General features: G+C 71.4%; 22 protein-coding genes and 4 pseudogenes. 11 read left to right on the forward strand and 15 right to left on the reverse strand.

The annotated features are described in order from the left end of the window. Positions 1 to 56 precede the first annotated feature (56 nt). Both CLV40_RS24900 and CLV40_RS24905 read left to right on the forward strand, forming a co-directional pair. Positions 57 to 686: an HSP18 transcriptional regulator gene (locus tag CLV40_RS24900; RefSeq protein WP_245931548.1), complete on the forward strand. Its 630-nt coding sequence runs from the start codon at positions 57 to 59 to the stop codon at positions 684 to 686. A gap of 407 nt (positions 687 to 1,093) precedes the next feature. Further along, positions 1,094 to 1,763, forward strand: a pseudogene (locus CLV40_RS24905) (catalase); the annotation flags it as partial. Here CLV40_RS24905 and CLV40_RS24910 read toward each other — a convergent pair. The 8 genes from CLV40_RS24910 to CLV40_RS24945 all read right to left on the reverse strand — a co-directional run bounded on the left by CLV40_RS24910 (position 1,705) and on the right by CLV40_RS24945 (position 7,945). Beyond that, positions 1,705 to 2,700, reverse strand: coding sequence for a hypothetical protein (locus CLV40_RS24910; protein WP_245931549.1), 996 nt, complete (start codon positions 2,698 to 2,700; stop codon positions 1,705 to 1,707). The pseudogene CLV40_RS24905 and the gene CLV40_RS24910 sit on opposite strands and share 59 nt — an antisense overlap. 91 nt (positions 2,701 to 2,791) lie before the next feature. Beyond that, positions 2,792 to 3,076, reverse strand: a complete 285-nt coding sequence (locus tag CLV40_RS24915; RefSeq protein WP_146108232.1) for a hypothetical protein — start codon at positions 3,074 to 3,076, stop codon at positions 2,792 to 2,794. A gap of 149 nt (positions 3,077 to 3,225) precedes the next feature. Beyond that, a complete protein-coding gene (locus CLV40_RS24920) occupies positions 3,226 to 3,417 on the reverse strand; it encodes a hypothetical protein (RefSeq protein WP_104481420.1) in 192 nt (63 codons plus the stop codon). A 145-nt stretch (positions 3,418 to 3,562) separates the two neighbouring features. Then, positions 3,563 to 4,078: a glycosyltransferase gene (locus CLV40_RS39095; protein ID WP_219824102.1), complete on the reverse strand. Its 516-nt coding sequence runs from the start codon at positions 4,076 to 4,078 to the stop codon at positions 3,563 to 3,565. 294 nt (positions 4,079 to 4,372) lie between these two features. Then, the gene (locus CLV40_RS39820) at positions 4,373 to 4,744 is read right to left on the reverse strand and encodes a glycosyltransferase (protein WP_245931550.1); all 372 of its coding nucleotides are present in this window, start codon (positions 4,742 to 4,744) and stop codon (positions 4,373 to 4,375) included. 206 nt (positions 4,745 to 4,950) lie between these two features. Next, positions 4,951 to 7,218, reverse strand: a complete 2,268-nt coding sequence (locus tag CLV40_RS24935) for a catalase (protein ID WP_104481422.1) — start codon at positions 7,216 to 7,218, stop codon at positions 4,951 to 4,953. Positions 7,219 to 7,415: 197 nt separating this feature from the next. Beyond that, positions 7,416 to 7,742: a hypothetical protein gene (locus CLV40_RS24940; protein WP_104481423.1), complete on the reverse strand. Its 327-nt coding sequence runs from the start codon at positions 7,740 to 7,742 to the stop codon at positions 7,416 to 7,418. Then, entirely contained in the window at positions 7,739 to 7,945 is a 207-nt protein-coding gene (locus CLV40_RS24945) for a hypothetical protein (RefSeq protein ID WP_104481424.1), read from the reverse strand. Before CLV40_RS24945 ends, CLV40_RS24940 begins: the two co-directional genes overlap by 4 nt. A 332-nt stretch (positions 7,946 to 8,277) precedes the next feature. On the opposite strand from CLV40_RS24945, the gene CLV40_RS24950 reads away from it, so the two are divergent. From CLV40_RS24950 to CLV40_RS39830, 4 genes and pseudogenes are all read left to right on the forward strand, one after another. Next, positions 8,278 to 8,547 carry an SDR family oxidoreductase gene (locus tag CLV40_RS24950; protein ID WP_104481425.1) on the forward strand — a complete coding sequence of 90 codons (270 nt, stop codon included), beginning with the start codon at positions 8,278 to 8,280 and terminating at the stop codon, positions 8,545 to 8,547. Between the two features lie 138 nt (positions 8,548 to 8,685). Continuing rightward, a pseudogene (locus CLV40_RS40615) lies at positions 8,686 to 9,057 on the forward strand (GyrI-like domain-containing protein); the annotation flags it as partial. A 199-nt stretch (positions 9,058 to 9,256) separates the two neighbouring features. Beyond that, positions 9,257 to 9,439: a hypothetical protein gene (locus CLV40_RS39825; RefSeq protein ID WP_104481426.1), complete on the forward strand. Its 183-nt coding sequence runs from the start codon at positions 9,257 to 9,259 to the stop codon at positions 9,437 to 9,439. A gap of 146 nt (positions 9,440 to 9,585) precedes the next feature. After that, a complete protein-coding gene (locus CLV40_RS39830; protein ID WP_245931552.1) occupies positions 9,586 to 9,735 on the forward strand; it encodes a hypothetical protein in 150 nt (49 codons plus the stop codon). Between the two features lie 182 nt (positions 9,736 to 9,917). Here the strand turns inward: CLV40_RS39830 and CLV40_RS40410 are convergent. Continuing rightward, positions 9,918 to 10,067, reverse strand: a pseudogene (locus CLV40_RS40410) (transposase); the annotation flags it as partial. A gap of 323 nt (positions 10,068 to 10,390) precedes the next feature. On the opposite strand from CLV40_RS40410, the gene CLV40_RS24980 reads away from it, so the two are divergent. The 3 genes and pseudogenes from CLV40_RS24980 to CLV40_RS24985 all read left to right on the forward strand — a co-directional run bounded on the left by CLV40_RS24980 (position 10,391) and on the right by CLV40_RS24985 (position 12,382). Then, on the forward strand, positions 10,391 to 10,738 hold the full coding sequence (locus CLV40_RS24980; protein ID WP_104481427.1) for an STAS domain-containing protein: 348 nt from the start codon (positions 10,391 to 10,393) through the stop codon (positions 10,736 to 10,738). Positions 10,739 to 10,954: 216 nt separating this feature from the next. Continuing rightward, a pseudogene (locus CLV40_RS40895) lies at positions 10,955 to 11,179 on the forward strand (DUF6098 family protein); the annotation flags it as partial. Between the two features lie 261 nt (positions 11,180 to 11,440). Continuing rightward, entirely contained in the window at positions 11,441 to 12,382 is a 942-nt protein-coding gene (locus CLV40_RS24985; RefSeq protein WP_104481526.1) for a carbon-nitrogen hydrolase family protein, read from the forward strand. A 23-nt stretch (positions 12,383 to 12,405) separates the two neighbouring features. Here the strand turns inward: CLV40_RS24985 and CLV40_RS24990 are convergent, their stop codons facing one another. Next, entirely contained in the window at positions 12,406 to 12,828 is a 423-nt protein-coding gene (locus CLV40_RS24990) for a hypothetical protein (RefSeq protein ID WP_104481428.1), read from the reverse strand. A gap of 223 nt (positions 12,829 to 13,051) precedes the next feature. On the opposite strand from CLV40_RS24990, the gene CLV40_RS24995 reads away from it, so the two are divergent. After that, positions 13,052 to 13,492: an Hsp20/alpha crystallin family protein gene (locus CLV40_RS24995; protein WP_104481429.1), complete on the forward strand. Its 441-nt coding sequence runs from the start codon at positions 13,052 to 13,054 to the stop codon at positions 13,490 to 13,492. A 925-nt stretch (positions 13,493 to 14,417) separates the two neighbouring features. Here the strand turns inward: CLV40_RS24995 and CLV40_RS39850 are convergent. The 4 genes from CLV40_RS39850 to CLV40_RS25015 form a co-directional block, all read right to left on the reverse strand. Then, complete coding sequence (locus CLV40_RS39850) at positions 14,418 to 15,017, reverse strand: alpha/beta fold hydrolase (RefSeq protein WP_245931553.1); 600 nt, start codon at positions 15,015 to 15,017, stop codon at positions 14,418 to 14,420. A gap of 796 nt (positions 15,018 to 15,813) precedes the next feature. Further along, on the reverse strand, positions 15,814 to 16,119 hold the full coding sequence (locus tag CLV40_RS25005) for a hypothetical protein (RefSeq protein ID WP_181043720.1): 306 nt from the start codon (positions 16,117 to 16,119) through the stop codon (positions 15,814 to 15,816). Between the two features lie 319 nt (positions 16,120 to 16,438). Then, positions 16,439 to 17,854, reverse strand: coding sequence for a COG1470 family protein (locus tag CLV40_RS25010; RefSeq protein ID WP_104481430.1), 1,416 nt, complete (start codon positions 17,852 to 17,854; stop codon positions 16,439 to 16,441). Further along, positions 17,851 to 18,459: a hypothetical protein gene (locus tag CLV40_RS25015; protein WP_104481431.1), complete on the reverse strand. Its 609-nt coding sequence runs from the start codon at positions 18,457 to 18,459 to the stop codon at positions 17,851 to 17,853. The genes CLV40_RS25010 and CLV40_RS25015 overlap by 4 nt, the downstream gene beginning before the upstream one ends. A 186-nt stretch (positions 18,460 to 18,645) precedes the next feature. On the opposite strand from CLV40_RS25015, the gene CLV40_RS25020 reads away from it, so the two are divergent. Then, positions 18,646 to 19,026 carry a VOC family protein gene (locus CLV40_RS25020; RefSeq protein ID WP_104481432.1) on the forward strand — a complete coding sequence of 127 codons (381 nt, stop codon included), beginning with the start codon at positions 18,646 to 18,648 and terminating at the stop codon, positions 19,024 to 19,026. A 91-nt stretch (positions 19,027 to 19,117) separates the two neighbouring features. Here CLV40_RS25020 and CLV40_RS25025 read toward each other — a convergent pair whose 3' ends face one another. After that, positions 19,118 to 20,230, reverse strand: coding sequence for a beta propeller repeat protein (locus CLV40_RS25025; RefSeq protein WP_104481433.1), 1,113 nt, complete (start codon positions 20,228 to 20,230; stop codon positions 19,118 to 19,120). Between the last annotated feature and the right edge of the window lie 65 nt (positions 20,231 to 20,295).

Here is a 20,295-nt window from a genome sequence, read left to right on the forward strand (position 1 = left end):
AGTGACGACGTACACGGCTATCTTTGGCGGGTAGCAGGCATCTAGACTGTCGTCTTGTGGATGACGATCGAGACGACGCGCGTTCGCGGTTGCGCAGCAGTCCGTCCCGCGAGGGCGACGCGGTGGCCGATCTGGCCCTGGTGAGCGCGGTCGCGGGGCACGAGGCCGCGGGGGGAGAGGACGTGTTGGCCGCCCTCAGCCTGCTGCGGCACATCCGCGACGAGGTGGCCCAGTGGGAGCCGCGGTTGATCGAGGCGGCGCGCGCCGCCGGTATCAGTTGGGCGCGGATCGCGCCCGCTCTCGGTGTCTCCAGCAGGCAGGCCGCCGAGCGGCGCTACCTGCGGCTGCGCCCGGACGGCACGACGACGAGCACCGGGGAGGAACGGGTCCGCGCCGAACGCGATCGGCGTGCCGGCGACCGGGCGGCCGTGCTCTGGGCCCGCGAGAACGCCGCCCTCCTGCGCAGGCTCGCCGCCGCGGTCGGCGCGGTGGACGGCCTGGGCCGCGATGCCCAGCGCTCGATCGACCACGTCACCGACGCGCTCGGCGGCGCCGACACCGCCGACCTGCTCAGCCCGCTCGCCGACGCGAGCCCGTACCTGCGCGAGTCGTACCCCGACCTGGCCGACCGGATCGCCGCCGTCGGCGACCAGGTCGACCGCGCCCGCCACGACGCCGGAGCGTGACACGTCGACCGTGATCTCCTTGCCGCGGCTTGTTTCCGCGACCGCCCGCCGCCGGGCATGGGGGTTCGGGTGGTCGGCGTCCGCCGTCAACGACGAGGACCACGTGGACGCGAGCAAGCCCGCGAAGATCGTCAAGGACGCCTTGGGCAAGGCCGTCGAGAAAGTTGCCGAACCGACAACAACACCACCGGTACCGGGGCTCCCGGCAGCGCGCCCCCGTCGCTGGACGAGCCGACCGAACCGCGTGAGCCGTGGCCGCGCAAGTCCGACCAGGGCTCGCCCCCGACACCCGCACCGCCACGGGTGCGCGGACCGGGGCCGACCACGGCGCCAGGGAACAGCAGGGCGCGTACCTGACCACCTACGACCGGTGTCCGCCTGCCCGATACCGACCACTCGCTCAAGGGGTGTTCGTGCGGTTCTCCACGGTCGTGGGTTCGCGCGGGTCCGCCGACGCCGTCCGCGACACCAGGGGTTTTGCCACCAAGTTCTACATCTCCGAGGGTAACTTCGACTTGGTGGCAACAACTCCCGGTGTTCTTCATCCAGGACGGCATCAAGTTTCCGGACATCATCCACGCCGCGAAGCCGCACCCGGACCGGGAGATCCCGCAGGCGCAGAGCGCGCACGACACGTCCTGGGATTTCGTGTTCCTGCACACCGAGGCGACCCACCACCTCTTCTGGCACCTGTCAGACCGGGGCATCCCGCGCTCGTACCGCACCTGCTCGACCGACCAAAATCGCGCCGGCGGAACTGGCGCCCGTCCGGCCCATGGGCATGCTCACGCTCGACCGCAACACCAGCAACTACTTCGCCGAGAGACCGAACAGGTCGCCTTCCACGTCGGGCACCTTCCGCCGGCCATCGATGTCACCGACGACCCCCTGCTGCACGCGCGGCTGTTCTACCGCAGCCTGAGCCCGGTGGAGCGGGAGCACATCGCCCGGGCGTTCACCTTCGAGCTGGGCAAGTGCTACGAGCGGGTCATCAAGGAACGGCAGCTCCGGGTACTGGCTACTGTGGACACCGAACGGTGCGCCCGCGTCGCCGCCGGGCTGGGACTGCCCGCGCCGGAGCCCACCGGTCCGGTTGCGGGCGGTGCTGGGTGACGCGGTCTTCCACGACGACCTGTTGCCCACCTCCGGTCAGGATCGCGTACACGCACGCCACCCCGATCGCGAGTGTGGTGGCCGTGGAAACATTGCACAGCAGCGCCTTGCGTCTTTCAGTGGTCTCGGAAGGCTGGTCCCAGAGGTTGTTGTACACGGTCAGCCACACCGTCATGACCAGGAGGGTGACCACGGTGATCCCGGCCAGCCGCAGCGGGGACAGCGCGTCCGCGAGCTTCCAGGACGAACTGGTGATGATGCCGTAGGCGGCGGTGCCCGCCGCGGCAGCGGTGGCGCCCGCGAGGTGGGGGACGAGCCGCCACGGGCGGTTGTCCCGGACCATCCCGGCCAGCAGCCGCAGCCTGCCGCGCAACCCGACCAGGACGACGTGTGTCGCGGACGGCGCGTGGTCGTCGGGCACGTGCTGTGTGGGGGCCAGTGCTCGACGCAGCCGTGCCGCCACCCCCTGTCCGCCGGGATCCCCGTCCAACCCGGGTTGTCGCGAGACCAGCTGCCGCACCACGCGGACCAACAGCGCTCGTACCCGGCGCCGGACCAAGAGGGCCCCGAGCGCGGGCAGCGAGATCAGCGCGACGCCGTGTTCGACGTCGACACCGGCGGCGACGGGTGCCGTCCCGGCGCGCCGGGGCAGATCGGTGACCAGGACCAGCAGGTCCCAGCCCCGGTGCTCCCGGTGCCGATCCGCCAACGCGCGCATCGGGATGTCGCCGTCCTCGTCCAGTGGCAGCTGGTCGACCTCGCGCTCCACCCGCCACCGCGTCCGCCCGCTCACTTGAGCGGCGAAGACCTCGGGCAGCTCGTTGACGGTCGTCGTGATGACCCGCTCCGGCAGTCCTTCGTCGACCAGCACGCCGACGGCCAGCCGGCTCGGTGCGTTCACGTGGTTCCCCTCGCTCGTCGGTTCCCCAGAGCTCAGGCAGCACCACCCGGCCCGGCGGCGTTGCGCGCGGTCGCCGGCCGGGTGGGTGCCGTCAGGGTTTGAGGACGATCTTCTCGCAGTCCTCCTCCTTGTTCTTGAAGATCTCGAAACAGCAGGGGTGAGCGGCGTTGCGCGCACAACCACACCGCCGCGACCCCGGCAGCGGCCACACCTGGCTCAGGTTCACCGCGTCGAGCACCGTGAGCCGTCCGGCGGTGTTCGACGCGAAGAACAGCACGGCGAACACCGCCGTGCGCGCTACTGCGGTGGTCGTGGTCATCCACCACGGCCACCCGAACTCCTCGATCGTCGCCAGGCCCAGTGCCGCGCTCCCCACGTCCACGCCCCGCGGGCCGTCGGCGCGCAGCCAGTCCGCGGTCAGTAGTCGTCGCTCAACCCACGATGCCGCTCTGCGCGCGTGGTCGGATCACTGGCGCGCGCGGTCTTGGAGTCTTCCAGACGCAGGTAGTCGTGGATAGGGTCGAACTACACGAGCCCCTGGAGGTGCAGGTCGTGCAGCCAGCCGCGCACGGGCCAGTGGCCGTGTCCGCGCCGGAAGGTGGTGGCGTTGCGGACGAGTTCGGGTGCGCGGTCGGGGTCGAGGCGGGTCGGCGGGTGGCACTGGTGGTAGACCGCAGCCGCCGCTCGGCACCGCCACCGACCGCACCGGTGCGGCACCGGGGATGGGGTGGAGCCGGGGCACGTCGTCCATGCGCGACCACGACGTGGGAGTCGGGTGGGCAGGCGGCGATTCCCGTGCGTTGCCGGTGCAGGTGGTCGTCGCGGCGGTGGGTGGTGGTGACCACCGCGATACGAGGGCTGGTCACGCGGACAGCGCGTCCAGTTCGGCCGCGGCCCGCGCGGCGCCGTCGCCAGGTGACCACCGCTGCCAACCGTCGCCGCCGCGCTCGCGGGCGCGACGCAGCAACTCAGGCCACCGAGCGGGTTCGGGCCAGCGCGGTGCCACGACGGCGAGGCGGGCCCGGGACAGGACCGCGGCGGTGGTCCGCTGTTCGCCGAAGGGGCGAGCCTGGGGGACCACCACGGCCGCCCGCCGCGCCGCGGCGACCTCGGCCACGGCGTTCTGGCCGCCGTGGGTGACCACGACCTCGGCGGCGCACAGCGCGTCCCACGGGTCCTCGGCCCAGCCCGCCCAGCGGAGGTTCGGCCGCTCGTCGACGGGCTCCGGCCCCATGGCGGTCCAGGTCCACTCGGGAGTCGCCGCCGCGCAGGCGCGCAGTTGCCGGGGGTCGACGTCGAGTCCGCCGGAGCCCCACATCGCGAGCACGTGGCCGGTGGTGCCCGTGCGGCTCGTGTGCCGGTGGTCGGAGCGTGACAACGCGCCGAGGTGGGTGGTCTTCGCCCGCCACTCGGGTGGCCAGTCCGGTTGCGCCCGCGCGGGCCACGGGGCGAGCAGTCTGGTGGCGGGGCACCCAGTGCAGGATGCCGTGGGCGGTGACGTCGTCGGTGGTCGGGTCGGCACCCACGTCGTCGGCGAGTCGCAGCCAGGCTCCCGGCCAGTCGGCCGGTCGAGCCGCGCTCGACAACCCGATCACCGGAGTGCGCAGTCGGGCGGCGACTGCGCGGGCGCGGTGCAGATGGCCGGAACCGCGGTGGTGGATGTAGTAGCCGATCACGATGCGAGTGCCCGGTACAGGCTTTCGTAGTTGTCCACCATAGTCGTCAGCGAGCACGTGCGTTCCGCGTGCACCCGAACCCGGCGGCGGTCCAGAGTGGACGCCGCTGTGATCGCGGTGGCGAGACCCGGGATGTCGCCTGGGTCGGCCAGTATCCCGGTGGGGTCGTCGAGCAGTTCCGGCAACGCGCCGCGCGCGTAGCCCGCGACCGGTGTCCCGCAGGCCAGTGCCTCGGCCACCACCAGCCCGTAGGGCTCGTCCCAGCACGGTGAGACGACCGCGACGGCCGCGGAACCCGCCAGGGCCACCAATGCGGAGTGGTCGAGGTACCCCAGGTACTCGATGTCCCCACCGAGCAGAGGCGCCACCTGCTCATCCTGGGGCGTTGGGTGTCCTGCGGTCGTCGACCACTGTCGTGTGCGCGGTGCATCGCGATCGTCCGCTATGGCGCGCTGATACCCAATTGCGCACTTCCAACGTGGAGAAATCGGGCTGGTCCTGGTGCGGGCGGCGTTCAGCGACGCCACCCGCACCACGTTTGTCACAAGGACCTCGAAGGCCGATTCCAGGCCGCTCAGCTCGCGGTCGTGGCGAACCGCTCCCACACCCTGTGCAGGGTGAGCAGTTGCGTGACCTGGGTGAACACCTCGGCCGGGTCGTCCCCGACGACCACTCCCGGTGCGGTGGGTGCGATACCCGCTTCGGCCAGTGCGGCCTCCCCGCCCCAGGTACCGATCGCTTTGCCGTGTCGGTACGCCTCCTGCAACATCAGGACTACGCGTGGATCGACGGTGGCCGCGGGCACGCCCGCCTTGGCGTCGAGGACGGGCAGCGCGTCGGGTGCGGGGGGCGGCGCGGCGGCGAGCAGGATCGCGTCGAACTCGACGGAGCGGGTGGTGAGGAACGTCCGCTGCGCGATCAAGCCGTCGGCCAGTTCACCGCCGCGAGCGGCGATGACCAGCGGTGTCATGTCCGCGCTGGTGATGTCCTGGCGGAGGGTGTGCAGGGCGTTGAGGCTGTCCGGGTCGTCGGCGTCGACGACGATGCCGACGACCCTGCCGTCGGTCGGCCACGCCTTGCCGACCTGCGACAGGGCGGGACTGGGGATCACCTCCGGCGCGGGCGCGGCCTGCTCGGGGACGGGGAGCCCGAGGCCCGCTGCGACCTGGGCGCACAGTTCGGTGTCCACAGCGGCCAGTACCCGGAGCTGCCGTTCCTTGATGGCCCGCTCGTAGCACTTGCCCAGCTCGAAGGTGAAGGCGCGGATGACGTGGTCGCGCTCCACCGCGGTCAGGCTGAGGTAGAACAGGCGTGCCTGGCTGAAGTGGTCGGCGAAGGACGCCGGTGACCGGCGCTGTTTGACCGACGCCGCCACGGTCGCGGCGACCTCGGCGAACGCGCCGGAGTCGGCACCCGCGTGGAACGGGCAGCCGCCGTCGAGGCTGTTGGGCTTGTACGGGGCCACGCCGCTGTGCACGGCGTGCTGGTGGAAGCCGTCGCGGAGCATGTCGTTGACGGGCGCGTGCGGGCGGTTGATCGGGATCTGGTTGAAGTTCGGCCCACCCAGCCGGGAGAGCTGGGTGTCGACGTAGGAGAACAGCCGCGCGTGCAGCAGGGGGTCGTCGGTGACGTCGATGCCCGGCGGAAGGTGCCCGACGTGGAAGGCGACCTGTTCGGTCTCGGCGAAGTAGTTGGTGGTGTTGCGGTTGAGCGTGAGCAGCCCGATCGGCTGTACCGGGGCCAACTCCTCCGGCACGATCTTGGTCGGGTCGAGCAGGTCGATGCCCTCGAAGGTCTGCTCCGGAGTGTCGGGCAATACCTGGATGCCCAGCTCCCACTGGGGGAACGCGCCCGCCTCGATGGCGTCGAACAGGTCGCGCCGGTGGAAATCCGGGTCCACACCGGAGATGAGCTGCGCCTCCTCCCAGAGCAGGGAGTGCACGCCGAGTTTGGGCTTCCAGTGGAACTTCGCCAGCGCGGTCTCGCCGTCGGCGTTGACCAGGCGGAAGGTGTGGACGCCGAAGCCCTCCATCATCCGGTACGAGCGCGGGACCGCGCGATCGGACATCTGCCACAGCACGTGGTGGGTGGCCTCGGTGTGCAGGGACACGAAGTCCCAGAACGTGTCGTGCGCGCTCTGCGCCTGCGGGATCTCCCGGTCCGGGTGCGGCTTCGCGGCGTGGATGATGTCGGGGAACTTGATGCCGTCCTGGATGAAGAACACCGGTATGTTGTTGCCCACCAGGTCGAAGTTGCCCTCCGAGGTGTAGAACTTCGTAGCGAACCCCCGGGTGTCACGCACGGTGTCGGCGGACCCGCGCGAACCCACGACGGTGGAGAACCGCACGAAAACCGGCGTGCTGACCCCCTCCGCGAGGAAAGCCGCCTTGCACACCCCCTGCGCGTTGCCGTAGCCGACGAACACCCCGTGCACTCCGGCGCCGCGCGCGTGTACCACCCGCTCGGGGATGCGCTCGTGGTCGAAGTGGGTGATCTTCTCGCGCAGGTGGTGGTCCTGCAGCAAGGTCGGCCCGCGCTCACCGGCCTTGAGCGAGTGGTCGGTGTCGTGCAGGCGCACACCGGTGGACGTCGTCAGGTACTCGCCGTGCTGCTCGCGCGCTCGCGGCTCGGCACCGGTCTCGGCACCGGTAGCCGTGCGCGTCTCCGGCGAGGACTGGTCCGCCTTGCGCGGCAACGGCCCCTGGGGCTCGGTGGGCGGATCGATAGCGGGCGGCTTGCTCCCGGGTGCGCCGGGAACGGGTGGGGTGACCAGGTCGGCGACCTTCTCCACGGCCTTCTCCACCGCGTCCTTCACGACCTTGGCGGGGTTGAACGAATCCACGTGGCCTCCTAGTCGGCAGTCGCCGCCCGACTACCCGGGGCAGGCCCGACCTACACGTGGCCGCCGCGGTGGGGTGGAAACTGATTCGGCTCGACCGCGCCGTCGACGTCACAGCGGGCTCACGGCGGTTCTCCCGTCCCCGCGTCCGGCGGCCGGACACGGAGGCCACGGGCATCCGGGTCGAGGAGGATGACGGCTTAGCGCGCGAGGTGCCACGTTGAGTTGCGAACACGGCCCGCCTCTCCACGCCGCAGCCAGTCGACCAACGCGTCCGATACCACCAGGCGATCCGTGGCCGGGGGAACCGGGAGGGGGCGGACGAACAGGTCTACCCTGCGCCCGGTGTAGCTGCGCTCCCAGCGTTCCCACCGCGCGCGGGTGGCCGCGGACGTGGCTCCGGACAGGTCGTAGCGCTGCCGCCCCAACTCCGACGGCCCGAAGTCGACGCGCCGTTGCCTCTGGTAGGCGGGCCACGGCGTGTCGGGCAGCTGCGCGTAGAACGACCACACGTCGAGGTCCTTCACCCCGGTACGGCCGTCGAGGTAGTGCGACGCCGCCCCTGCGCGAGGGTCACCGCCACGCGGCGGTCCAGGTACTCGGGGCGCCGCGCGGCGAACACGGCGTGGTCAGCCTCGGCGATGGCGTACAGCCTGGCCAGGTGCCCCTCGGCCAGCGGCGCGCAGGAGCGCTCACTGAACCCCGGTTCGCCCAGCTTCCCCTCCGCCATCGTGATCAACCCGCCGCCGCGGTCGAGGTCACCGCCGGGTGCGTGGCCGAGCCGCCTCGGCCGTGCCTCATCGCCGCGGTCCGGGTTCGGCGTTGCCCGCGTCGGCTACGCGTGAGGTCGAACGAGGAGCGGCGGCCACCATGTTGACACGCCAGGATTCCTTGATCCCCCGGTTGTCGAAAGGCATCGGCTTGCCGGGAAACACACCGGACATCCTGGGGCTCGCCATACGGGTCACCGCCGACGAGCCATGGGACCTACCGCTGTCCAGAGGACGACAAGACCAGCAGCGCTGCGGAGTCCCTCTGTGAACGCGGGGTGGAAACAGTGGCGTGACGGTGACCGCGTTGATGCCGGGGCCGACCGACACGGAGTTCTTCGGCCGGGCGGACATGAGCGACACCAAACTCGGTACGGGCCCCAAGGACAGCGCTGAGGAGGTAGCCCGAGAGGCGTTCGACGCGCTGATGGCGGGCAAGGACCACGTGGTCGCGGGTTCGGTCAAGAACACCGTGCAGTCGGTCGCCGGGCATGTGGTGCCAGACCGTGTTCTCGCCGCGCGGCACCGCAAGATGTCGGAGCCGGGCACCGATGCGGACTGACACGCGGGTCATCCGGGTGGCGTCCGTCCCCTCCGGACACGTGTACGTCCGCCATATCGGCGACCCGTTGGGACGGGACGGGGCCATCCGCCTCGACGACCCGCGCCGGTGCCACGCACCGAGCGGTTCACAGCAGTGGTGGCCACCGGTCATGCTGGACCCGCGCTGGGTGCACGACCACCACGACGAGTTCGATGTCTTCCACATCCACTTCGGATTCGATGCCCAAGAACCGGGAAAACTGGGCGAACTGTTCGCTGGGTCACGCCGATACGGGAAACCGCTGGCGCACACTGTGCACGATCTCCGCAACCCGCACCACGGGGATACGCGTGCCCCGCGGAACTGGCCGTCACCACCCACGTCGGCGAGCACGGCGGCATCGAGGCCACCTACGGCGCACTCGGGACCTGGGTGGTGCAGAACGCGATGTCGGTGGCCGGACCGGTGCGGGAGGTCTACGTCGTCGGTCCTCGTGACACACGCGATCCCGCCGCGTGGCGCACCGAGATCGGCTGGCCGGACTTCGGGCGGGGCACCACCCCGTGCGAGATCGTTGTGCGCAGGGGTGGCGCGGGTGGCGAGTTCGCCCGCCACTCGGCCGTGGACGATCAGCTCGCTGTGGTGGACCTGAACATCCGTTTGCAGGCGGGCGTTCGGGTGTCGGTGGTGGTGGGAGGACCTGGCAAGACGACCCGGAGGATCACCGATGCCAGTTCCCCAGGGCCCCACCGACCTGCCGAAGCGGTCCTGGTGGGCGGTACTGCGCGCCACGGTCAAGGAGTCCCAGCGCGACGACCTGCTGGACTGGGCCGCCGCGCTGACCTGCTACGCGGTGTTGTCGTTGTTCCCCGCGATCCCCGTGCTCACCTCGGTCCTGGCCATGCTCTGAACCGTCCGCCACCAGCGCCCTGATCGACAACGTGCGACTGCTCGCTCCGGGCGAGGCCGCCGACATCATCGTCAAACGCGATCACCGGGCTGCAAAAGACCAGCAGCACCGCGGGCATCCTGGCGGTTGTCGGCATCGCCGGGGCGTTGCGGTCGGCCAGCGGCTACATCGGCGCGGTCGCCCAGCGGGTGGGCGCGCTCGTGGGGATCGGCGACGCCGGCTTGCGGATCTGGGACATCGCGAAGTGGCCCGTGATCGCCCTGCTCGTCGGGCTCGCGTACGCCATCCTCTGCTAGGCCGCGCCCAACGTCCGCCAACCGCGGTTCCGCTGGCTAAGCCCTGGCGGCCTGCTCGCCGTCTTCCTGTGGGTCCTCGCCTCGGCGGCGTTCGGCGTTTACGTGGCCAACTTCGTCTCCTACAACAAGACCTATGGCTCCCTCGGCGTCGACCATCCGGAGACTCAGCTCCGCCGCTCTTACCGGGAGAAATACCAGTACATCGTCTCCCAGGGAGGGAAGTCTGCGGGCAACGCCCGCCACGCGCAGCCGGTGCGCACCGCGTACGGGATGGGGTCGCAAGGGCACCGAAGCCGCCCCCGGAACCACCGTCGCTCTCGACTTTCCCTCAGGACACCGCCTTACCGGGCAGGACGGTGAAATCCGCCCGGCAGCGGACCCTGTTCGACGGGCCGGTGCGGGGGCGAGGTGCTTGGGTGGGGGAATGGGTGACGACGTGGAGGCCGTTGTGGAGCGCGCCGGCGACGGGATCGTCGTGGTGTGCGCGCCGGGTGAGTTCTTGCTGCTGGAGCCATGAGGCGGTCGGCTGTGAAGAGTCCCCGAGAAATGTCACATCCGGTGCGTCTTCGACAACCCGCCGCGACTGGCTATGGTGAAGGCACGTTCGGGCGGTTGAGCAGCCAGCGGCCACGATGACGCCGCTGGGAGGCTTGGCATGACCAACCCGCTGACCATCACCACCGGCTTCGGCGTCCACGGGGACCTGATCCAGGCCGAGGGCGAGATCGACCTCGCGACCGCGGGCGAACTCCGCGACGCCCTCGATGCCGTGTTCGCCACCGACCACAGTTCCGCGACGGTGGTCGTCGACCTCACGGGGGTGACGTTCATGGACTCGGCCGGGTTGTCGGTGCTGCTGCGCGCCGCCAAGCGCGCCAAGGCCACCGGACGGCAGCTCACCGTGGCCGCGATCCCGGCAGGCCCGGTGCGACGCGTGCTCGACCTCAGCGGGCTCGGCACGATCTTCCCCGTCGTCGACGAACCAGGAACCGCACCGCTCTGAGGCGGTCGGGCCCGCCCCCGCGTCCTCGCGCAGCTACGGTCGGTGATCGCCGAAGCGCGCCGTCGGACTTCGACTGGCTGGTCATGGCCGCACCCGACCGCGGCTCGCGGCGCGGGGTGGGCGCCTTCGGGCATACCCGGCGGGGCCCGTGTTTTCGGGCGTGCCCGCGGGGTACCAGGTGGGTGCGTCGCGCGGGCCTGTCGGCGAACCCGCCGCGTGTGGAGGGACTGGCGGGGCAGGCGGTCGCCGCGGCTGTGGGTGGCCCGCCGGTTGCACGACTACCGGCACCTGCGGTCGATCCGCGGGCCCGACGTTCGGCCGTGGGGCGCCCGTGGGCGGGAACTCGCTCGGGGCCCGGACGACGAACCACTGATCGAGGTCCTCCGGCCGATCGCGCGCATCCACCCGGCGGTGCTGGACGAGGTCGACGCGACCCTGGCGGTGCACGGTGGGCACTGGGGTCCACTGGACCGCACAACCCCGGGGCCCTGCCGCGTTTGGACGGGAGGGCCGTGTGTTGCTGGACGCCGACACCGCTGCCGACGTGCTGAGCACGTGGTCCGGGCGACACCGGCCGCCGTGCCGGATGCCGATCACCGCCACCGACAGCGGACTGGCGTCGACGCCCGCACTGGGGCAACCGCCGAGGACGGAGCCCGGATAACCTCACCGGCAACGACAGTGCGGGTGGAGGAACGGGTCGTGCGGGTTGCGGTGGTCCAGGCGGCGGCGCCGCTGTTCGAGCTGTCGACCGCGCTCGAGCGGTTCGAGATCCTGCTGCGCCAGGCCCGCGACGCCGGTGCCGATCTCGTGGTGTTCCCCGAGGCGTTCCTCGGCGGGTACCCCAAGGGCGCCTCGTTCGGCGCGACGGTCGGTGATCGGACGGCGGACGGGCGCGCGCTGTTCGCGCGCTACCGCCGATCGGCCATCGAGATCCCCGGCGAGTCGCTCGACCGGGTACGCGCCGCGGTCGCCGCGGCGGGGTGCCTGGTCGTGGTGGGCGTGGTCGAACGGGCCGGACACACCCTCTACTGCTCGTCGCTGCTGTTCGACCCGGCGGGCGCCCTCATCGGGCACCACCGCAAACTCATGCCCACCGGGGTCGAACGCCTGATCTGGGGTCAGGGCGACGGCTCCGACATCACCGTCGTACCCACCGACCTCGGCCGGATCGGGATGGCCATCTGCTGGGAGAGCTACCTCCCGCTGTACCGGGCCGCCCTCTACCAGCGGGGAGTCGAGTTCTACTGCGCGCCCACCGTAGACGCCCGCGACGCCTGGACGGCGACCATGCGGCACATCGCCGTCGAGGGCCGCTGCTTCGTGCTCTCCGCCAACCAGTTCGCCACCCGCCGAGACTATCCCGAGGAATACCCGCTTCCCGAACCCGTCGCACGGGAGCAGGCCCTGATCAACGGCGGCAGCTGCGTGGTCGACCCGTTCGGCCACCTGCTGGCGGGTCCTGTGTTCGGCAGGGCGGACCTGCTGGTCACCGAGGTGGACCCCGACCAACTCGACGGCGCCTACCTCGACCTCGATGTGTCCGGCCACTACTCCCGCCCCGATCTGCTGCGCTTGGACCACACCCCCGGCCCACCCCGGGTCGCCGCGCCACCGGTCACCACCCGACAGGACCGGTGCTGACCCGGGTGCTCGTGGTCGGTCGGCTACCGGTGACGGCGTTGTTCCGGAGCGGCGGTGGCGGAGGGGCGGGAGAGCCGGGCCGTCAGCAGCCACAGGGCCAGGACGACGAGGTCCACGACCAGGGTCGGCCAGCGGACGCCGAGCGGTTCGTCCTCGCCGACCGGCGAGAGCAGGCCAACCGCGTCGAAGGCGACCAAGCCGAGGAACGCCGGCGAGCCGAGCTGGGCGAGCAGCCTGCGGAAGCCCGGCCGCAACAGTGCGACCAGCGCGAGCGCGGCGAACACGAGGTGGATGACAGCTGTCAGCGGGTTGCCGAACAAGCCGACCCCGCCGTGGTCGGTGGACCCGGGCATGGTCGACCCGCCGGTGGTGAACGTGACGATGGCGGTGGCCGTGAGCACCACCACCAGCGCGGCGCACAGGGCGACAGCCAGCCGGAACGACACGGGGCCTCCTTGATCAGCTGGTTGCGGTCGGGTCCCCCATCGGCCACCGCTCAAACTCACCGCCGTACGGGCAGTGCTGTGCGACCGCCGCGGCGCCGGCAGCGCGCTGGCGCGGTCGTCTTAACTGTCATCCTTTCGGTGACATGGCTCTTGTCATCGTTTGGACGACGTGCTAGAACTGAGGTGCGCGTTGGCAAGAGCGACACGAGAGGAAGGACAAGCCATGTTGATGCGCACCGACCCCTTCCGGCAGTTTGAGCAGCTCGCCCACCAGGTCTTCAACGGCGTCGCCGGGACCTGGTCGCGTCCCACGGCGATCCCGATCGACGCCTACCGCGCTGCGGACGAGTTCGTGGTCGCCTTCGACCTGCCCGGCGTCGAACCCGACGCGATCGAGCTGCACATCGAGCGAAACGTGCTCACGGTCAGGGCGGAGCGCAGGCCCGCCGCGGGCACCGAGTCGGTGGAGATGCAGGTGTCCGAGCGGCCGCTGGGCGTGTTCTCCCGGCAGTTGTTCCTCGGTGACGCCCTGGCCACGGATCGGATCAGGGCCGCCTTCGACGCGGGCGTGCTGACGGTGCGGATCCCGATCGCCGAGCGGGCCAAGCCCAGCAAGATCACGATCGGCAGCGGGCAGGACGCCCCCAGGGAGCTCAAGACCTGATCCGGGAGGTGACCGTCATGACGTCTATGACGACACCCACCCGCGACGAGTTCCTCGCCCTGCTGTGCGAGGACGACGACTGGGTCCGCGCCGAGTTCGACGCGATCATCGAGGCGAGCTGGGGTCGCCCAAGTCGGCCGCGCCCCGACTCGCCCACCCCGCCAGGACCACCCGTGGCCCGGTACGGGGAGCGGACGGGGCCACGGCGTTGCGACGCCGGTTCGGTGTGGTGTCGGGAGCGCTCGCCTCCGCGGCACAGTCGCCACACACGATGGGACAGGAAGGACGGTGTTGCCCAGTAGCAGAAGACGACAACGCGATGGACTACCTGTCAGGCCGCTCGCCGCTTCGAGCACACCACTGCGCGGGTTCCCCCTCCGGCCCGCACCGCCGTTACGGCACCGTCGCCATACGACACGGCGAACCGCACTGACTGCAAGTCCACTGTAGATGGTGGCCCCGGTCCGCCGGGGCCACCACCATGACCCAACCGGAGCGCGAGCAGGCCCTTCCCGTCACCACACCGGCAGCCGCGGCGAACGCCGCCGCACCGCACGGGTTCGCGGTATCCGCAACCAGCCGGGCCGGGGCCACGTCCAGGCGCGCGTTCGACCCGGATCGGCTCGCGCGCATGAGCGGTGGTGAAAGGGAATCAACATCGCCCCAGGGCTACGCGACCGGTCGTGCGCGACCACCAGTACTGGTCGCAGCACCCCGACCGCCCGTTCCAACCCCGCAGGCGGAGCGTGCCGTACCAGGTGGGTTCCGGACTGCGCGAACGCGACAACCACCCTGTAACGTCCGCGCCGCCGGTTTCCACGTCAAAGGCCACCACCCACCCCGTGCACACCGCTGCGCCCGCCGTCGCCGCCGCCCGGGCCACGTGGGAGACGTCGGCCCCGACGACGCGGCGCCTCAGCCCTGGTCAGGCGCGCGCACCGGGGAACAGCGCGCGGACGAGCAGGGCGACCGCCTCCGGGGCCCCGTGGTGCACCGCGTGCCCAGCCCCGCACAGCTCGACGAGTCTGCCCCTCGGCAGCGGCGCCGCGACCTCGCGGGCCCACGCGCGCGGCACGAGGGGGTCCCGCTCGCCGCGGATCACCACCGTGGCGGTCCGCAAGTGGTGCGGCTTGTGCTCGACGTCGTCCGCGAGCAGGCACCTCGCCGTTCCGGCGATCCGGCGCGGACCGCACCGCAGGTAGTCCGCCGCCACGAGCGGGATGAGGGAGAGCCGTTCGCGGGGGATGTCGAGCAGCAGCCTCCTGAGCTGCCGGATCGCTGAGCGCGCGCTCCGGTCCACGGTGGGGCCGAGGAAGACAACGGGACCGAGCAGCCCGCCCGTGTGCGAGGCCAGGTCCGCGACGACCTGGCACCCCGCCGAGCTCACCACCAGCACCGCCCCCTCCCGCCCGGTGCGCCGCAGCCAGTCGGCCGGCGCCGAGGAGAGCCCCCGCGCGTCCAGCGCCGAGCGGGGGCCGAGTGTGCCGCCTAACCCGGGCAGGTCGATCGTCGCGACCCTGGCCACCGCACCCAAACGCCGCGCCAGCGGCAGGAACGACCGGTGTGCGCAGCCCAACCCGGGGAACGCAGACCACCGCGGGCGCCCCGGTCGGGCCGAGTACGGTGGCGTGCACCCGGGTGCCCGCCGCTTCGGTGATCTCCGTGGTGGTCAGCACCGCCCGAATCCACCCAACCGGACAGCCACGACGGAGCGAGGGCGGCCGGACGGCCGTGGTCGCGCCCGGCCGCCTCGCCCGGCGGCTGTCGGCGCGCTGTTGGACCGACCGTCCACGACTTCGCACTCTCGTGCCGTGCCGGTGAACACCACTGTCGAAAAAGCTGAAACGCCCTACCTGTGGGGATTCCCCCTGGTGCCCGCACTTTCCGGCGTACGTCGTCCACCACCCTGGTGTGACCGCCGCGCAGGGGGAATCCCCGGTCAGGCGCACCCCTGCGGCCAGATGCTCGAGGGGACCCACCGCGGGCTGCGTCAGCATCCCGCCCCGACCCTGGACTCGGTCCTGACCTGGCTCGCCCCGGCTGCCCACCCCGTCATCTCCATCGGTGTCGCCTAACCCGCACGCACGCCTGACGGAGTCGACAACAGCGCAGACCAGCGACTCGACGGCAGTTGGCCACCATCGACTGGTTGCGCGGCAACGCCTCCCCGCTGTTCACCCTCACCGGCCCCAGTAACGGCGAGACCGTCCTCTGGCACGTCGTTGCGGTCGCGGTGGCCACTGCGGCAGCCGCCGGGGTCGGTTCGTGACCGTCAATCGGACCGGATCCGGGGGTGGGCCCTCAAGGCCCACCCCCGGACTTCACCAGCCGTTGGTGGTGCAGGTAGTGGTTGCGGTGGTGGTGTTGCTTTCCGAGGTGGCGGTGAAGGTCACTGTCGTTTGGCCGGAGCCGCTGTTTCGCTTCGCGTGCACTGGAACCCGCACGGTCTCGCCGAACTGTGCTGTGGTCAGTGCGTTGGGTACGGCGATTGTCCTCTCGGGGTTGTCGGTTGTGGCTGTGAGGCGGTAGACGTCGCCGTTGAGGTAGGCGCTGACGTCTTCTGGGTGTTGTCCGGCGGGTTTGGCGAGCAGGACGCCGGAGTCCGGGGTGAACGAGTCCGAGCCCATCCGGTGCGTGCCCGGTGCTCGCCGATGACGGTCAGGAAAGCGTGGTTCGCGGTCTCCAGCAGGTGCGACGACCCGGCCAGCACGACGTGCGCGGCGACGGACTGCCCGAACAGCGCCCGCAAGTCCTCGTCCGCGCGGTCGGCGAACGCAGGACTGGTTGCCAAGTGGCGTTCCGCCGTCATGGTGTTTCCCGGTCCGTCCCTTGTCCCGTGGATGCCACCGAACAGTCGGGGATCACGCCCGCCGGCACCTGACGACCTGGCGGTACGCCGTCGTGCGGGGCGGCGGCGTGCTGGTCGGGTGGTTCCCTGAGTTCCGGTTAGGCGGGGATCGTGGCGAGGGATTTGATGATGGTGAAGGCCTTCGTGGTGGGGTCGGGGTTCGCGTGGCCGTAGGTGAGGGACTTGATGGTGTTGCCCGCAGGCGCCTCATAGGGGATTTGGGCGGGGGTGTTCGGGGGTGGGGTGACTGTGCGGGACTCGACTGTGCCGTCGGCCAGTTGGAGTCGGAGGGTGTAGTCGCCGCCGGTTCCTATGACGGTGAGGGTCAGTTGGCGGGCGGGTTGGGCCAGTTCGATGCGGACCGGGAGGTTGTTGCAGAGGTTCGCGCCCGCTGGGCGGGCGCTGGTGAGGAAGCCGCCGAAGGTGCCGGTGGTGCGGAGGGCTACCGAGGTGGCGTCGCGGCAGTCGGTGGGGGATCGTTCGGCGTCGCTGGACAGGGTTAGGCCTTTGTAGAGGGTTGGTTGGATCAGGCGGTCGCCTGCCGGTTGGTTGTCGGGGAGTCGGCTGAAGTCGGTGATGGTCGATTCGCCGGGGGGTTGGGAGGCGGAGGAAGGGGTGGAAGAGGAAGGGGAGGGGGGAAGGGAGGAGGGGGAGGGAACGGAGGAAGGGGGAAGAGAAGAGGGGAGAGAAGGGGGCGAGGAGGGTTGGGGGAGGGCGGTGGGGATGGCGGGAGGGGTGGGGAGGAGTTGGGCCACCTGCTCGGTTTTGTTGTCGCGGATGAGTAGCGCGCCGCCGACCGCGGCGCCTGCCAGGGCGGCGATGCCTGCTGCGATTCCCGCGACCCGAACAAGACCACCGGCCAGGCGAGGGCGTTGGACGAAAGTCGCCGGTCGCTCGGACTCGAGTTCGCCCGCGTGGGCGCGCAGCGTCAGGGCTCGGCGGACCTCTTGACCCGTGAACGGCGCGTTGGCCCGTACACGCACCGCTACGCCCGAGCCGGTGCCCGGCTCCAGCAGCACCCGTTCCGGGTCGAACTCGAAGCCGACGCGGCGTTCGGGGTCGCTGCCGGTGAGGGCTACCGCGAGGGTTGTGTTGCCCTCGTTGGACAGGGCTACCGTGTAGGCGCCGCGGTCGCCGCCCAGGACGACCTCCGGTTGTACGGCCATGGCCAGTACGGGGACGGGTGCTACCGCCAAGGGCAGTTCCGCGCAGTACGACGCGTCGCGTTGGTAGGGGGAGCGGACCAGGATGCCGAGGACGTAGGGGCCAGCCACCAGCAACCCGCGTGGTGGCACCGTGATGCGCACCTGGGTGGTCCCCGTCTCCTTCGGTCGCAACTTCACCGTGGCGGGCTCCACGGTGAACAGGTCGTCGCGGGGCAGGCCGACGACGGTCGTGGTGAAGTGCTCCACCACCGGCCCCGCGTTCTGGATCGTCACCACCACGTCCGCCGACTCGCCCGGCGCCAGGGCCAGTCGGTCCGGCGCCACGGTCACCCGCACCAGCGCGTTCATCGCTCCACCCTCGGTTCCACCCAGCAGGCCCAGTCCTGGCCGTTGGGCTTGTCGTCTTCCACCCGCAGCACCAGCTTGGTGGCGCCCTGGAACGGGGTCAGGTCCACCTCCAGCCCGTGGACCGCGTGGTCGGTCCCGGTCTGGTTGCTGCGCACCACCTCGCGCCGGGTGCCGTTCGGCATCACCGCGAGCACCACGAAGTCGTCGATCCCGGCGGTCGGGTTCGACCCGCACTGGATGTAGCCCAGCGAGGTGCGGAACCGCTGCCCCGGGGAGACCGGGCCGGGCAACGTGTACGTGCCCTCGATCCACCCGCCCGGCTTCATCTCCGGGTGGGTCTCGACGTACCTCGGGGCCGAGCCGTCCTCGAGAGCGCAGTCGCCGTCGTAGACACCGTCGCGCGGGATGGCGAAGCCGCGCGCGTCGGCGTCGGCCCCGTACGGGATGGTGCCCGCGCCCGTCGCCCAGTCGGCGCTCACCCCGTTGTCGTACATGTTGTACGGCCCGGTGGTGAACCGGAAGGAGCCCCACGGGCTGGACGGTCCCGGCGTGCCGTCGGCGCCGACCGCGGTGACCCGCCAGCGGGCCTGGTTGTCGCCGGTCATGGTGAAGGACGCGGACCCGGTGACCGCGGTGACCGGGCCGCCGCGTTCAGGTTCCCAGCCGCCGGACTCTGTTGTCCATCGACCGCACCGGGGATCCGTTACGGGTGGGAAACCCGTTCGCCCGCCCTCGCGCGCTCGGCTACGGTCGCCGGGTCCGGGGGTTCCCGACCGAAGGCAGGTTCCGCGATGGCGTGTCGGATCAGTGAGCTCGTACTCGGCTGCCGCGACCCCGAGGCGCTGTCCCGGTTCTGGTGCGAGGTCCTGGACTTCGTCGTCCTCGACCGGATGGACGACGGCTCCCAGGAGATCGGCCCCCGCGAGGGCTTCGGCGGCCCGCAGGCCACGATCATCCTGAGCAAGCGCGACGAGCCGGAGCGGGGCAAGTCCCGCCTGCACATCGACGTGAACGCCACCGACCGCGACCAGGACGCCGAACTCGAGCGGCTACTGGCCCTCGGCGCCCGCCCGGCCGACATCGGCCAGACGGGCGACGAGGAGTGGCACGTCCTCGAAGACCCCGAGGGCAACGAGTTCTGCCTCCTCAAGGCCCGCCTCAACCCCCTGTGAGCGGGGCTCGGCGCTCTTGGCGGTGGCCACGAGCACCGGCGGTTGGATGGCTATCGAGCCGACCGCGGCGGCGCGTGGTGGCCGGACCGGCTCAGCGCGGTCGGTTGGTCGCGCGGCCGAGCAGGGCGGCGGCCGTGCGGGCCGCCGGGTCGGTCGACGCGGCGTGCCAGCCGACCGCTGTTACGCGGGTGCCGCCGACGCAGATCCGGTGCAGGGCCGAGGCCACGTTGCCGTTGGTGGTGGCGACGGGTGCCTCGTCGCGCCAGCGGGTGCCGTCCCAGTGGGCCAGGTGCGCGGTGTCGGGGAGGCCCGGCAGTTCCGCGTAGCCCGCGAACCAGACGTCGTCCGGGGCGACCACGGCGATGCCGGTCAGCTCCGTGATGCCGCTGGGGGTCGGGGCGATGTCCGTCCACTTCGAACCGTCCCAGTGCCGGGCGATGCCGACGTGCGTGTCCGACTTGCCCGGCGTGACGTTCGTGCCGACGACCCACACGGAGTCGTGGTCGACGGCGGCGACGTCGTGCAGCTCGATCCCGTCGCCCGGGAACGGGACCCGGGTCCAGGTCGTGCCGTCCCAGCGCGTGATGAGTGCCTCGACGCGTTCGCCGTCGCCGCGGCTGCCCACGGCCCAGACGTCGTCGGTGGTCCGGGCGGAGACCGCGTCGAGCCGGTTCAGCGCGGAGCCGGGGCTGGGGGAGCTGATCGCCCGCCAGGCCGTCCCATCCCAGCGGGCGATCAGCGTGTGGGTCGGGTCGGCGTCGGCCGAAGGGCCGGAGGCGCCTACCGCCCACCCCTCGGTGGTCGACAGCATCGCGACGGCGTTCAGCGAGCTGTTGCCGTCCACCGACGGCCCGTCCAGCGCCTCGACCGCGCCGGAGGACCGGGAATAGCGCTCGATCCGGGGCTTGCCGCCCCCGCGCCCGTCGGAGATCCAGCCCACCGCCCAGACGTCGTCCCCGACCCCGTCGACCCCGATCAGCCGCGCGGCCGCGGCCGCGGGGGCCGGGGCGACGAACCGGAAGTCCTGGGTCCAGCGACCCACCAGCGCGACCGTGCGCCCGGTCGCCGGGTCCGCGGCGCCGCCCACCGCCCACACCTCGTCCGCCGACACGGCCAGCACGCCGGTGAACTCGGACGTCCCGTGCACCTGGACGCGGGTGTCGAACCGCAGTGCGGACAAGGCGGACGCGTCGGATCTCACCATCGGGCAAACCCCCTGTTTCGTGGTGCCGCCACCGCCGTCCTCCCCGACGGCGCGTGGCGCTTGCC

This window comes from Actinokineospora auranticolor, assembly GCF_002934265.1.
In the GTDB taxonomy this organism is placed as follows: Bacteria; Actinomycetota; Actinomycetes; order Mycobacteriales; family Pseudonocardiaceae; genus Actinokineospora; species Actinokineospora auranticolor.